Raw genomic sequence first — 13,537 nt, forward strand, 5'->3', positions numbered from 1 at the left:
GCTCGGGGCGGTCGGGGTCCGGCCCACCGGACGACGGGGTCTCGTTCACGCCGCGTGCGCGCTCACAGCCCGCCGGGACCGTACGAACGCCGCCGCGAGCAGCGCGATACCGGCCGCGCCGGCGCCGAGCGGCATCCAGCCGGGCAGGTTCGGCCCGGCCGTACCGCCGCCGCCGGTCTCCACCGACCCGCTCGGTGTCACCGCAGCCGACACGGCGTCAGCGTGGGTCGCGAGCGTGAGCCCGCCGTCGGGCGCGTCGAGCACGACCAGCGAGTACACGTCGCCGGCCTTGACGTCGACCGCGGCCGTCGCCTTGAGGTCGGTCTGCGCGGTCGAGGCGACCTGCAGCGTCCACTTACCCGCCGGCACCGGCGCGTACGCCGTGGTCTTGGCGAACGCGATTCCGCTGGTCACCACCGGCCCGCCGGCCGCGTTGACCGCGACGGTCTTGGCCCGTGCGGACCCGTTCAGCACCCGGACGCGGGCCTGACCGGAGGTCGGCAGGGTCAGGTCGTCGTTGATCACCGCGAGCCCGAGGTCCGCATACGGACCCACGCCCGCCACCGTGACCGCCTTACCGGCGACCGCGTTGACGTTGGTGGTCAGCACCGGCGGGGTGGTGGCGGCCGCGCCGGCCGGGCGCATGCTGACCGCGTACCGGTCGGCCTGCACACGCTGGTACGGCGACACCGCGCCGTAGCCGACGCCCTTGAGCAAGAACTTCCAGTCCGGCCGGGTGTAGGAGGTCATGTAGACATCCACGTTCGGGGTGTCCGGCGAGAGGTGGGCCAGGCGGACATAGCTGGGCGCCGCCACGGCGCCGGCGGGACTGCCGGTGAAGGCGAGTCCGGCCACCGCGGCGACGAGACTGGCCAGTCCGGCCAGCCCGAGCCTCAGCACCGTCCGTCGAGGGGTGCGGGTCACGGGGTTCCTCCAGGGAGAGTCAGGAGTTCAGGGTCGTGCTGAGGGGTCGAGGGGCCGCTCACGGCGGCAGCAGGCCGGTGCTGCCGAGCGCGTCGTAGCGCACGACGAGCACGGCGGTGCCTCCGAGCTGGTCGAGCTCGGCGCCGGCCGGGCGGAACGGCGGCTGCTGGGCCTGCAGCCACTGGTCGAGCATCGTGGCGGCGGCCGAGCCGGGACCGACCGTCCGGTTGTCGATGGCGCTGACCGCGATCAGCCGCCGGGGCGCAGCCGGGTTCTCGCCCGGTACGGCGGGGAAGTCGGCGATCTGCAGCGCGTGCTCACCGGTCACCGCGGCCAGCACCGACAGCGCCCGCGCGTCGACCTGACCGCGGCGGAGCAGGTCGGCGGCCGCGGGTTGCAGGCCGAGACGCGGGTTGAGCGCCAGTGCGCCGCCGGCGGCGATCCGCCCGGCGGTCTCCGTCGCCGCGGTGGCAGTCGCGTTCGGATCGCTCAGCACCCGGCGCACGGTGATGGCGCCGAAGCTCGCCACCGGCGTCGAGCTGCGGCTGGCGTCGCCGACCGGCGCGCCCGCGGCCCGGAGAACCTGCTCGGCGCCCACCGCGTACCGCGCGTCCCGCCAGCCCTGTGGCCACGCCGCCGCCGCGGGACCGACACCGCCGGCCGCGGCGAGCTGCTCGGCCGGGTAGCCGGCGTCCACCAGGTCGGCCCACATGGCATCGTCCACGACGAGCTTCGGCCGGCTCGGCAGGTTCTGCAGCACCCAGGTCCGGGCCGCGGTCGTCGCGCTCTGCCGGGAGCCGTCGACCGGCTCGCGCACGTCGGACGCGACCGGGATCCAGGCTGCGATCGCCGCCGCCGCCAGCACGCCGACGAGCACGGGCCGGGCCGGGAACGCGGCCCAGCGCCGGGCCACGAAGCCCGCCGCGAGGGCGACGGCGGCCTCTGCGACAGCGGGCAGCACGAGCGCCGCCAGCGGCAATGCCACCAGGATCAGCGAGCCGCGTACGTCCGGCGCGGCCGCGGCGGTGCCGGCGGTGGCCAGCAACGCGACCGCGAGCGGACGCAGCCAGCTGATCCGCAGCCCGGCGAGCCCGGCCGCGATCGCTCCGACCGCGAGCACCCAGTCCAGCGCGCCGAGGTCCGGGATCGCCGCGGCTCCGCCGCCGGGCAGGTTGCCGGCCACGGCCAGCGCCACCAGCCCGGCGAGAACGAGGACGCCGGCGCCGGCGGAGACGATCCGCCAGCGGTGCGGCAGCCGGGCCAGCGCGCCGGACCAGAGCAGCATCGAGAACAGCGGCACCAGCGCGACCAGCACGAGCGGAGAGGTCACCACCGCCGCGGCCAGGTACGCGGCCGAGCCCGCGGCACCGATCCGCCGCGACTCGCCGCCGGCCAGGGCGAGCGCCACGCAGGCCCAGAGCACCGCGAGCTGGGTCGGGTCGGCGGTGCGGTGCAGCATCAGCCCGGCCGGCGCGAGCCCGAACAGCAGCGGCACCGCGACCACCGCCGGCCCGGACAGCTTCAGCCGGCGGGCGGCGACCGTGAGCGCGATCGCGGCCAGCACCGAGGCGACGGCGGTGGCCTCCCGGGCCGCGGCGACCGCGGTCGGGGCCCGGCGCAGCGCGCCGCTGATCGTCTCGTACCCGGCGACCTGCAGGGCGCCGAGACCGCCGTCGTACCAGGCCAGGTGGGCGGATGCGTACCCGAACCGGTTGATCGCGAACGCCCGGACCGCGAACGAGCTCTCCCCGGCGGTCACCACCGGTCCGGCGGCCAAGGCGGACAGCAGAAGCCAGCCGGCGAGGGCGATGGCGGCAAGGGCGAGCAGGACAATCAGGGCAGCGGTCGTCCGACCGCGTGCCCACGTGCCCCCGCTCCGTACCGGAGCCGGCTGCTGCGCCCGTGACGGGGCGCCGCGCAGCCCGACGTCCATCGGGTCCCCCTTATCCCACACCTCGGTCCCAGCTACCCGAGATGCATTCGCAATACACCCACACGGTGGTTGGGAGCGGCAACCGGAACTACAAAACACACCACAACCGATACCGTACGTATAGGAGTCGATCGAGCGCGGAGAGTGACCGTCGGTCAGGCGCAGGAGCGCAGCCGGGCACCCCGGACGGCGTTGCGGGCCACCTCGGCCCGGCCGCCCCGAGCCGCCAGCCAGCGGGCGAGGTCCCGCATCAACTGCTCCCGTGAGGCGGTATCCGCCATCACCACGTTGACGTACGTGCAGAGCTGCCCGCCGGAGCGGAAGGTGCCGTAGCTGTCGCCGAGCCAGCGCCCGGCCGCGCCGGCGTTGACGACCCGCCGGCCGCCGGTGACCAGGGCCGCCAGCCCGAACTCGCCGAGCGTCCCGGCGTCCACCCGCTGTCCCTGCCCCGGCGGCGAGCGCACCCCGAGCGGCTCCACCCCGCCCTGGTACGCCTTCGGGTCGATCACCTGCGCGGTCGAGGTCGGCGGCCGTCGGAAGGCCGCGTCCACCGCACCGTTCCCGCCCTGCTCGGCCAGCGCCGCGACGAACTCGCGGCCGGTCGTGCCGGGGAAGCTCGCCGCCAGCTGCCCGTACGAGGCCGGGGTGGGGGAGTAGTTGCGCTTCGCCTCCACCGCGGCCTGGTCCGCAGCCGGGAGGGTGGCCAGGTATGCCAGCTCGACCCGGGTCGCGTCGCCCTCGACCAGCGCCGACAGCGCCCGGGCCTGATCCGGGTCGGCGGCCGCGTCCCGGACCGGCCCGCTCAGGTCGAAGTTCTGGTCCTGCAGGGCATGCGTCAGCTCGTGCACCAGCTGTACCCGCGCGTACGCGTCCACGGCCTGGCCCTGCCGCAGCAGGACCGCGTGCTTGCGGAAGCTGTAGATCGCGACGGTCGGGCTCGCGGTCGCCGTACCGGTCAGCGCCAGCGCCCGCGCGGTCGCCGCACGGTCCCCGGTGGCCCCGGTGACCAGCGGCTCCTTGGCCGCGGCGGCGAAGGTCGAGGCATCCACCACCTGCACCGAAGGGGCCTTCCGAAGGGTAAGCCCCCGAGCCTGCTCCGTGAACCCGGTCAGCACCGGCACAGCCGCGGCAACGGGGTCCGTGGTCCCGGCGTCGTAGGCCGAGCGGCCGGGCGGGACCGGTCTGCCTCCGGCCAGCACCAGCAGCCCCACCACCGCCAACAGGACGACGCCCACCGCGCCCGCGATGCGCAGCCGCCCTCGTCTCAGCCGCGCCGCCAGCTCCTCGCGCTCGGCCCGCAGCGACACCACGGCGGCACCCTACTGGCGCGATCGCCCGGAGCGGACATGTAGGACAACTCACTGCGCCGACCGCGCCCGGTCTCGCCCGCCGCGGATGCGGTGAGGGACGATGGGAGGCGTGCAGACGCCACTGTTCGCCTCCGCGGCCGAGGTCGGCGAGCGGCTTGCCGAGGTCGGCTACCTGGCCGACGCGGCGACCGCCACGATCGTCTTCCTCGCCGACCGGCTCGGCAAGCCGCTGCTGGTCGAGGGTCCCGCCGGGGTCGGCAAGACCGAGCTGGCCAAGGCCGTCGCCACGGTCACCGGCTCCGGCCTGGTCCGGTTGCAGTGCTACGAGGGCATCGACGAGGCTCGGGCCCTGTACGAGTGGGACTACCGAAAGCAGCTCCTGCGCCTGCAGGTCGACCGGGATGCCGGCGAGAGCGGCTGGGACGTCGAGCGGGGGCACATCTTCTCGGAGGAATTCCTGCTGGCCCGGCCGCTGCTGGACGCGATCCGCCGCAGCGAGCCGACCGTGCTGCTGGTCGACGAGACCGACAAGGCCGACGTCGAGGTCGAGGGCCTGCTGCTCGAGGTGCTCTCCGACTTCCAGGTCACGATCCCGGAGCTCGGCACCGTGGTGGCCGAGCGCCGCCCGTTCGTCGTGCTGACCTCGAACGCGACCCGCGAGCTGACCGAGGCGCTCAAGCGCCGCTGCCTCTACCTCTACCTCGACTACCCGGACGCCGAGCGGGAGCGGAGGATCGTGCTGGAGCGGGTGCCCGAGGTCGGCGAGCAACTGGCCGAGCAGCTCGTCCGTACGGTCCGGGCCCTGCGGGCCATGGAGCTGAAGAAGTCGCCCTCGATCGCGGAGTCGATCGACTGGGCCCGGACCCTGGTCGCCCTCGGTCTGGACACCCTGGACGCGGAGGCGGTGCGGACCACCCTCGGGGTCGTGCTCAAGCACGCCAGCGACGCCGCCCGCGCCACCACCGAGCTGAAGCTGAGCTGACCGGTGCCCACGACCGGCCTGCTCGGGACCCTGGAGGACTTCGTCGGCGCCCTGCGCCGAGCCGGCGTGCCCGCCGGCACCAGTGAGGTCCTCGACGCGACCCGGGTGTTGGGTGCGGTCGACCTGATCGACCGCGGGCAGCTGCGCGCCGGTCTGGCGGCGGCCCTGATCAAGCGGCCGGTGCACCGGCCGACGTTCGACCTGCTCTTCGACCTGTGGTGGCCGCCGGCGATCGGTGATCCGACCGGCCTGTCGGCGGACGGCGAGAGCGAGCCGCCCGAGGCCCCGGACGAACCCGACCTGGAGGCACTGCGCGCCGAGCTGGAACAGCTGCTGCTGGACGGCGACGACGAGGCGCTGCGCCGGTTCGCGCGGATGGCCGTGTCCCAGCTCGGGCACGCCGGCGCCCAGCCCGGTCGGCAGTCCTGGTTCACCTACCGTGTGCTGCGCGCGCTGTCGCCGGAGACGCTGATCGCGGCGATGCTGGACGCGCTGCTGGCCGGTGAGCCCCGCGGCGGGCTGGCCGAGCAGGTCGCCCGCCAGCAGCTGCAGGAGCGGATCGCCGCTCTGCGCGCGTACGTCGAGGCCGAGGTCCGCCGGCGGGTCGCCGAGGAGCGCGATCGGGACCAGGTGGCGCGCACGGCGCTGCCGCCGCTGGCCGACCAGGTCGACTTCCTGCGGGCGCAGCGCGACGAGCTGGCGGCCATGCGCAGGACCGTCCAGCCGCTGGCCCGCCGCCTCGCCTCCCGCCTCGCAGCCCGCCGTCGACTGGGCCGGGAGGGTCGCCTCGACATTCGCCGGACCGTCCGGGCCTCGCTCGGGACCGGTGGCGTCCCGGTGGTCACTCACCACCGGCCGCGCCGGGTGCACAAGCCGGAGCTGGTCGTGATGTGCGACGTCAGCGGCTCGGTCGCCGGCTTCGCGCACTTCACGTTGATGCTGACCGCGGCGCTGCGGGAGCAGTTCTCCCGGGTACGGGCGTTCGCGTTCATCGACACGTGCGACGAGGTCACCCGGCTGTTCGGCCCGGGCGCCGACCTGGCCGACTCGGTCCGCAGGCTGGCCCGGGAAGCCGACCTGGTCTGGTACGACGGTCACAGCGACTACGGCCACGCGCTGCGGGTGTTCGTCGACCGCTGGCCGGACGCGATCGGGCCCAAGACGTCTTTCCTGTTGCTGGGTGACGCTCGCACGAACTACCGGGACCCCGGGTTGCCGCTGCTGAAGGGCATCGTCGAGAAGTCCCGCCACGCGTACTGGCTCAATCCCGAGCCGCGGCGCGAGTGGGGTAGCGGCGACTCGATGGCACTGCGGTACGCCGACGTTGTTGAGATGGTCGAGTGCCGGAATGTGGCACAATTGACCGACTTCGTCGGTCGGCTTCTGCCGGTCTAGCGTCCTGGAGGTGGCAGGTATCCGACTCGGCATCATGGGTGGCACGTTCGACCCCGTGCACCATGGCCACCTCGTGGCCGCGAGCGAGGTGCAGAGCCTGTTCTCGCTGGACGAAGTCACCTTCGTGCCGAGCGGGCAGCCGTGGCAGAAGGCCGGCAAGCCGGTCAGCCCGGCCGAACACCGGTACCTGATGACCGTGATCGCGACCGCGTCCAACCCCGGGTTCTGGGTCAGCCGGGTCGACATCGACCGGCCCGGGCCGACGTACACGATCGACACGCTGCGGGATCTGTCCGCGCAGATCCCCGGCGCCGAGCTGTTCTTCATCACCGGCGCGGACGCGCTGGAGCAGATCGTGTCCTGGAAGGACGCCGACGAGCTGTTCGCGCTCGCGCACTTCGTCGGCGTCACCCGTCCCGGGTACGTGCTGTCGGACGACCACCTGCCCCGGGATGCGGTCAGCCTGGTCGAGGTGCCGGCGATGGCCATCTCGTCGACCGCCTGCCGGGAGCGCGTCCTGGCCGGCCGGCCGGTCTGGTATCTGGTGCCTGACGGCGTCGTGCAGTACATCGGCAAGCACCGCCTGTACCGTGAGACGGCAGCAGAGAGCCGCGGCCGGGTCGCCCGGCCGGCAGAGATGGAGTGACCTGCCTCGTGACAGCCACCGACCGGGCCCGCGAGATCGCGCTGGCCGCCGCCCAGGCCGCTGCCGACAAGCTCGCCACGGACGTGGTGCTCCTGGACGTCAGCGACCGGCTCGTCATCACCGATGTCTTCGTGATCGCCTCCGCCTCGAACGAGCGCCAGGTCGAGTCGATCGTGGAGGCCGTAGAAGAACGGCTGCGCCGCGACGGCGTCAAGCCGGTGCGCCGCGAGGGCGAGCGAGAGGGCCGCTGGGTCCTGCTCGACTTCGCCGACGTCGTTGTGCACGTCCAGCACGCCGAGGAGCGCTCCTTCTACGCCCTGGAGCGGCTCTGGAAGGACTGCCCCACGATCCCGTTCGTCGACGAGTCGGTGTCCGCGCCGGCTGCGAGCGCGGGTGGGGAGCGGGCCGGCGGCTGACCGCCAGACCGCTGACGCCACGACCATGACCTCTCGGATCACCGAATGACGACCCGCCGCGTGCTGCTCTGGCGGCACGGGCGCACCGGATGGAATGTCGAGCACCGGTTTCAGGGCCAGTCCGACCCGCCACTGGACGATGTCGGCAAGGCCCAGTCGGCGGCGTCCGCGCGGCTGCTCGTGCCGTACGGGCCGGCCGCCATCGTCTCCTCCGACCTGGCCCGGGCCGTACAGACGGCGCGGCCGCTGGCCGACCTGGTCGGTCTCCCGATCGCGATCGACCCCCGGCTGCGGGAGCGCTCGATGGGCCGGTGGGAAGGTCTGACCCGGGACGAGGTGATCCGCCGCTTCCCGGACGAGTTCACCCACTGGGCCGCCGGACGCGAGCTGTACCCGCGCGACAGCGAGTCGCGGATAGAACTGGCCGAGCGGGCGCTGGCGGCCGTCACCGAGGCCGAGGGCGAGACCATCGTGGTGGTCACGCACAGCGCGACCGCGATGGCGCTGACCGGCCGGATGCTCGGCCTTCCGGTGACGGACTGGCGAGCGGTCGGGCCGTTGGGCAACTGCCGGTGGAGTGAGTTCCGCGGGGACGAGCACGGCTGGCAGCTCCGCGCCCACAACGTCGGGCCGCTCGGCGTACCGGTCACCGGACTGTCCACTTCGGACGGTGTAGCCGCCGCGGAGCCGACCGGCGACGCCCCGGACGGCGCGGAGATCGAAGCGCTGGACGCCGGGCCGGCCCGGTGAACCGGTGATGCGGTGAGCCTGCTGATCGTCGCGGACTCGCTGTCCTTCCACGGACCCGATCGCGGCGAGCTCTCCACCCATCCCGGCCTGTTCGGCAACGTCGCGGCGGCCCGGCTCGGCACGACGCTCGACCTGGTGGCGCGTCGTGGCTGGACCGCTCGCGACGCCTGGTGGGCGCTCACCAAGGATCCGGCTGTCTACTCGGTCCTGCTGCCGCGGGCCGAGGCCGTCCTGCTGGCGGTCGGCGGGATGGACTACCTGCCCGCCGTGCTGCCGACGTACTTGCGGGAGGGCATCGGCTACCTCCGCCCGCCGGCACTGCAGCGGGCCGCGCGGACCGCCTACCTGTCCGCGCAGCCGGTGGGCGCGCGGATCACCGGCGGTCGCTGGCGGATGCTGCCGCAGCGACTGACCGACCACTACCTCTCGCTGTGTGTCTACGGCGTGCGCTACTACCACCCGGGCGTCCCGGTGCTGGGCATCTTGCCGCCGCCGCATCGCGCCCCGCTCTACGGCCGGGTCACCGCCGGCCACGCCCCTGCCCTCGCCGCGGCCCGGGCCTGGGGTGAGCGGGAGGGCGTCCCGATGATCGACGTGTCGGCCGTCGCCGGCCGGCACCTGCCGCTGGGCCGGTGCAGCCCGGACGGCATGCATTGGGGCTGGGACTGCCATGCCGAGGTGGGTCGCGCAGTGGCGGCGGCGGTGCAAGCCCAATTGCCCGGGCGCGCTAGGATCGAGGCGTGAGCACCGCCGCACGCCTGCTCCTTCCCTCGCCGCGCTGACCAGGAACGACGTCAGCGCGGCGAGCCCTCGTGGACACGGGGGCTCTTTTTCTTGCCTCACCGCCGGGAACGAGCCTCGACAGGAGCGACGACGATGACCGAAGACCGCTACGACTGGCAGGCCATCCAGGAGCGATGGCTGCCCGAGTGGGAGAAGCTGGACCCGTTCCGGGCCGGCCAGCGCGGTCCCGACGCCGAGCGCCGGTACGCGCTGGACATGTTCCCGTACCCCTCCGGCGACCTGCATATGGGCCACGCCGAGGCGTTCGCCATCGGTGACGTGGTCTCGCGGCACTGGTTCCAGCGCGGCTACGACGTGCTGCACCCGATCGGCTGGGACTCCTTCGGTCTGCCTGCGGAGAACGCGGCGATCAAGCGCAACTCGAATCCGGCCGAGTGGACGTACGGGAACATCGAGACCCAGGCCGAGTCGTTCCGGCGGTTCGCGATCTCCTTCGACTGGTCGCACCGGCTGCACACGTCCGACCCGGAGTACTACCGCTGGACCCAGTGGCTGTTCCTGCAGCTGTTCGAGCGCGGCCTGGCCTACCGGAAGGCCTCGCAGGTCAACTGGTGCCCGAAGGACCAGACCGTGCTGGCCAACGAGCAGGTCGTCGCCGGCGCGTGCGAGCGGTGCGGGACGCCGGTCACGAAGCGCGAGCTGACCCAGTGGTACTTCCGGATCACCGACTACGCCGAGCGGCTGCTGGACGACATGGCCGAGCTGGAGGGCCGCTGGCCCGAGCGCGTGCTGGCCATGCAGCGCAACTGGATCGGCCGCTCCTCCGGCGCGCACGTCGACTTCGCCGTCGAGGACCGGGACGAGCCGGTCACGGTCTTCACGACCCGACCCGACACGCTGTACGGCGCGACGTTTTTCGTGGTGGCTGCCGACTCGCGGCTGGCCGACGAGCTGTGTACTGCCGAGCAGCGGGCGGACTTCGAGGCCTACCGCGAGCAGGTCCGGCGGATGACCGAGATCGACCGGCTGGCCGAGGGGCGGGAGAAGACCGGCGTTTCGCTGGGCCGCTACGCGATCAACCCGGTCAACGGCGAGCGCATCCCGATCTGGGCGGCCGACTACGTGCTGGCCGACTACGGCACCGGCGCGATCATGGCCGTGCCGGCGCACGACCAGCGGGACCTGGACTTCGCCCGGACCTTCGGCCTGCCGGTGCGCGTCGTCGTGAACACCGGCGAGCCCGACCCGGCGGAAACCGGTACCGCGACCGCCGGCGACGGCGAGCTGGTCAACTCCGGTCCGCTGGACGGCCTGCGTAAGGAGGCCGCGATCGCGACGATCATCCAGCAGCTGGAGACGGCCGGGGGCGGCCGCGGCTCGCTGATCTACCGGCTGCGGGACTGGCTGGTCTCCCGGCAGCGTTACTGGGGCGCTCCGATTCCGATCGTGCACTGCCCGGTCGACGGCGAGGTGCCGGTCCCCGACGACCAGCTGCCCGTACGGCTGCCGGACCTGCGCGGAGCCGACCTGTCGCCGAAGGGCGTCTCCCCGCTGGCCGCCGCGACGGAGTGGGTCCGGACGACCTGCCCGCGCTGCGGCGGCCCGGCTGAGCGCGACACCGACACGATGGACACGTTCGTCGACTCGTCCTGGTACTTCCTGCGTTACCCGTCGGTGGGGCGCGAGGACGTCGCGATCGATCCGGCCGACATGCGCCGTTGGGCACCGGTCGATCACTACACCGGCGGTGTCGAGCACGCGATCCTGCACCTGCTGTACAGCCGGTTCATGACCAAGGTCCTGCACGACCTGGGTTACGTCGACTTCATCGAGCCGTTCCGCTCGCTGCACAACCAGGGCCAGGTCATCAACCAGGGCAAGTCGATGTCCAAGTCGCTGGGCAACGGCGTGGACCTGGGCGCGGAGCTTGGCGCGCACGGCGTCGACGCGATCCGCCTGACCATGCTGTTCGCCGGACCGCCGGACGAGGACGTCGACTGGGCGGACGTGTCGCCGACCGGTTCGGGCAAGTTCCTGGCCCGGGCCTGGCGGGTCGCTCGCGACGTCACCTCCGAGCCGGGCGCCGACCCGGCCCAGGGCGACATCACGCTGCGCCGGACCACGCACAAGGCGATCGCGGAGATCGGCTCGCTGGTCGAGGCCTTCCGGCTGAACGTGGCCGTGGCCCGGCTGATGGAGCTGGTGAACGCGGCCCGCAAGACGATCGACTCGGGTGCCGGCGGCGGCGATCCCGCGGTGCGGGAGGCGGCCGAGGCGGTCGCCGTCATGCTGTCGCTGTTCGCGCCGTACTGCGCCGAGGACATGTGGGCGTCGCTGGGCCACGACCCGACGGTCGCGCTGGCCGGCTGGCCGGTCGCCGACCCGGCCCTGCTGGTCGAGGAGAGCGTGACCGCCGTCGTCCAAGTGGCCGGCAAGGTGCGGGCCCGGCTGAACGTGTCGCCGGACGTCACCGAGGAGGCGCTGCGGGAGCTGGCGCTGGCCGACCCCGCTGTCGTGCGGGCGCTGGGCGAGCGGAGCATCCGGACCGTTGTGGTACGGGCGCCGAGGCTGGTGAACGTCGTACCGGGCTGAGCCCGATACGGTGCTCACATGGGTGGTCGCGTCGCGGTGGTGACCGACTCGACCGCCTACCTCCCCGACGGCGTCGCGGAGCAGCTGTCGATCCGGGTCGTGCCGCTGCAGGTCGTGCTCGGCGGCCGTTCGGGGGCCGAGGGCAGCGAGGTGACGCCGGCCGAGGTGGCCACCGCGCTGTCGGCCTGGATCCCGGTCAGCACGTCCCGGCCGACCCCGGCGGAGTTCGCCGCGGTCTATCGGGACGCGCTCGAGCGCGGCGCGTCCGCGGTCGTCTCGCTGCACCTGTCCCGGGAGCTGTCCGGCACCTGGGACTCTGCTCGGCTGGCGGCCGCCGAGGTGGACTCCGAGCTGATCCGGGTGGTCGACTCCCGTTCGGCCGCGATGGGCCTCGGCTTCGCGGTGCTGGCCGCAGCGAGGGCCGCGGAGGCGGGCAGCACCCCGGACCAGGTGTACGCGGCCGCCGTGGGCACGGCCGAACGCACCACCACGCTGTTCTACGTCGACACCCTGGAGCACCTGCGCCGCGGCGGACGCATCGGCGCGGCCCAGGCCCTGCTCGGCACCGCGCTCTCGGTCAAGCCGATCCTGCACGTCAAGGAAGGCCGGATCGTCCCGCTGGAGAAGGTCCGGACGGTCAGCAAGGGGATCGCCCGGCTCGAGGCGCTGGCGGTCGCGGCCGCCGGCGACGGGCCCGCGGATGTCGCCGTGCAGCACCTGGCCGCCGCCGAACGGGCGGCGCTGCTGGCCGACCGGCTGCGCGCCCGGCTGCCGCGGGCCGGCCAGTTCTACGCCTCGGAGATCGGGGCGGTCGTCGGAGCCCACGTGGGACCCGGTGTGCTGGGTGTCGTCGTGGTGCGCCACTGACGTAGTGCGCAGCATCCGTGCAGCGCAACGGCGGGTGACGATCGTTCTGCCGATCAGCCGTATCAGACGGTGCGGTTCGCTGCTCCTACCAGTCGAGAGTGAGGGTCTACCACCGGAGTCATCCCGGTGGAAGGCGCGACAGATGGCGGCGACCAGCGATCGAGGATCTATGACCGTGCACGGAAGCCCGACCACCGAGCTGAGGGGTGATCCCCCTTCCGTTCCGGCCGGGTCCTGCGGTCCCGTGGTGCCCGTCGACAGGGAGGGGAAGCAATGACCGCCATGGCTGGTGGCGATGCCCTGCTGGGCGAGCTGCAGGCATTGCTGGCGCGACTCGACCCCGTGCCACCGCAGCTGCTCGACCAGGTGCGCCGCGCGTTCTGCTGGCGAACCATCGACGCCGAGCTCGCGGAGCTGTCGTTCGACTCGCTGGTGGACCGGGAGCCGGCGCTCGCCGTCCGGGCGGGCGGCGACACCGCGCTCGAGCCGCGGATGCTCGGCTTCGGCGCGGTGGTCGACGGCGAGGATCTCTCGATCGAGGTCGAAGCCAGCTTCAGTGACGGCCGGTGCGTGCTGGTCGGCCAGCTCTGGCCAGCCGACGCCGCGGTCGTCGAGGTTCAGGCGGGTGCCGGGCAGTCCAGCGAGGTCCCGGCCGACGAGCTCGGACGTTTCCTGGTCGACCCCGTCCCGAGCGGGCCGGTACGACTGCGCGTCGAGCACGCGGGCCGCGTGGTGCAGACCACCTGGGTCTCCTACGCGTCCGGCTGACGCCGCGGTGCGCGGCTCGATCTCCCTCATGGCGGCGAAGGTAGGCGGCCGATCACGGTCGTCAAAGTCGTCGTCCACAGGCTCGACCGTCGTCCACAGATCGGCGATCGAGGCTTCTCCGGGTTGAGCCGACGCTCCTACCGTTCGTCTCGTGCGAACAGTTCTCCGCGGTCGCGACCGTCCCTCCACAAGCGACGCCGTACTGCGCCG

The 13,537-nt window shown here is 73.3% G+C and carries 12 protein-coding genes; 9 read left to right on the forward strand and 3 right to left on the reverse strand.

What is annotated here, in order from left to right; genetic code table 11:
- Positions 1 to 45: 45 nt before the first annotated feature.
- The 3 genes from VGP36_04595 to VGP36_04605 all read right to left on the reverse strand — a co-directional run bounded on the left by VGP36_04595 (position 46) and on the right by VGP36_04605 (position 4,167).
- Positions 46 to 924 carry a DUF4397 domain-containing protein gene (locus tag VGP36_04595; protein ID HEV7654005.1) on the reverse strand — a complete coding sequence of 293 codons (879 nt, stop codon included), beginning with the start codon at positions 922 to 924 and terminating at the stop codon, positions 46 to 48.
- 58 nt (positions 925 to 982) lie between these two features.
- Positions 983 to 2,701 (reverse strand): hypothetical protein, encoded by a 1,719-nt coding sequence (locus VGP36_04600; GenBank protein HEV7654006.1) that lies wholly within the window; start codon positions 2,699 to 2,701, stop codon positions 983 to 985.
- Positions 2,702 to 3,012: 311 nt separating this feature from the next.
- On the reverse strand, positions 3,013 to 4,167 hold the full coding sequence (locus VGP36_04605; GenBank protein HEV7654007.1) for a hypothetical protein: 1,155 nt from the start codon (positions 4,165 to 4,167) through the stop codon (positions 3,013 to 3,015).
- A 109-nt stretch (positions 4,168 to 4,276) separates the two neighbouring features.
- Here VGP36_04605 and VGP36_04610 point away from each other — a divergent pair, with 109 nt between their 5' ends.
- From VGP36_04610 to VGP36_04650, 9 genes are all read left to right on the forward strand, one after another.
- Positions 4,277 to 5,149 (forward strand): MoxR family ATPase, encoded by an 873-nt coding sequence (locus VGP36_04610; protein ID HEV7654008.1) that lies wholly within the window; start codon positions 4,277 to 4,279, stop codon positions 5,147 to 5,149.
- A 3-nt stretch (positions 5,150 to 5,152) separates the two neighbouring features.
- On the forward strand, positions 5,153 to 6,544 hold the full coding sequence (locus tag VGP36_04615; GenBank protein HEV7654009.1) for a VWA domain-containing protein: 1,392 nt from the start codon (positions 5,153 to 5,155) through the stop codon (positions 6,542 to 6,544).
- 4 nt (positions 6,545 to 6,548) lie between these two features.
- Positions 6,549 to 7,190 carry a nicotinate-nucleotide adenylyltransferase gene (gene nadD, locus VGP36_04620; protein ID HEV7654010.1) on the forward strand — a complete coding sequence of 214 codons (642 nt, stop codon included), beginning with the start codon at positions 6,549 to 6,551 and terminating at the stop codon, positions 7,188 to 7,190.
- An 8-nt stretch (positions 7,191 to 7,198) separates the two neighbouring features.
- A complete protein-coding gene (gene rsfS, locus VGP36_04625) occupies positions 7,199 to 7,606 on the forward strand; it encodes a ribosome silencing factor (protein ID HEV7654011.1) in 408 nt (135 codons plus the stop codon).
- 45 nt (positions 7,607 to 7,651) lie between these two features.
- On the forward strand, positions 7,652 to 8,356 hold the full coding sequence (locus VGP36_04630; protein HEV7654012.1) for a histidine phosphatase family protein: 705 nt from the start codon (positions 7,652 to 7,654) through the stop codon (positions 8,354 to 8,356).
- Between the two features lie 12 nt (positions 8,357 to 8,368).
- A complete protein-coding gene (gene octT, locus VGP36_04635) occupies positions 8,369 to 9,100 on the forward strand; it encodes a diglucosylglycerate octanoyltransferase (protein ID HEV7654013.1) in 732 nt (243 codons plus the stop codon).
- A 132-nt stretch (positions 9,101 to 9,232) separates the two neighbouring features.
- On the forward strand, positions 9,233 to 11,692 hold the full coding sequence (gene leuS / locus VGP36_04640) for a leucine--tRNA ligase (protein ID HEV7654014.1): 2,460 nt from the start codon (positions 9,233 to 9,235) through the stop codon (positions 11,690 to 11,692).
- An 18-nt stretch (positions 11,693 to 11,710) separates the two neighbouring features.
- Positions 11,711 to 12,559 carry a DegV family protein gene (locus tag VGP36_04645; protein ID HEV7654015.1) on the forward strand — a complete coding sequence of 283 codons (849 nt, stop codon included), beginning with the start codon at positions 11,711 to 11,713 and terminating at the stop codon, positions 12,557 to 12,559.
- A 273-nt stretch (positions 12,560 to 12,832) separates the two neighbouring features.
- The gene (locus tag VGP36_04650) at positions 12,833 to 13,327 is read left to right on the forward strand and encodes a hypothetical protein (protein ID HEV7654016.1); all 495 of its coding nucleotides are present in this window, start codon (positions 12,833 to 12,835) and stop codon (positions 13,325 to 13,327) included.
- Positions 13,328 to 13,537 lie beyond the last annotated feature (210 nt).

Source organism: Mycobacteriales bacterium (genome assembly GCA_035995165.1).
Lineage (GTDB): Bacteria > Actinomycetota > Actinomycetes > Mycobacteriales > CADCTP01 > CADCTP01.

What these genes read in the sequence shown, in the direction of transcription:
- VGP36_04630 (HEV7654012.1), top strand. Translation starts at nt 7,652, where the DNA reads ATGACGACCCGCCGCGTGCTGCTCTGGCGGCACGGGCGCACCGGATGG.
- leuS (HEV7654014.1), top strand. Translation starts at nt 9,233, where the DNA reads ATGACCGAAGACCGCTACGACTGGCAGGCCATCCAGGAGCGATGGCTG.
- VGP36_04645 (HEV7654015.1), top strand. Translation starts at nt 11,711, where the DNA reads ATGGGTGGTCGCGTCGCGGTGGTGACCGACTCGACCGCCTACCTCCCC.
- VGP36_04650 (HEV7654016.1), top strand. Translation starts at nt 12,833, where the DNA reads ATGACCGCCATGGCTGGTGGCGATGCCCTGCTGGGCGAGCTGCAGGCA.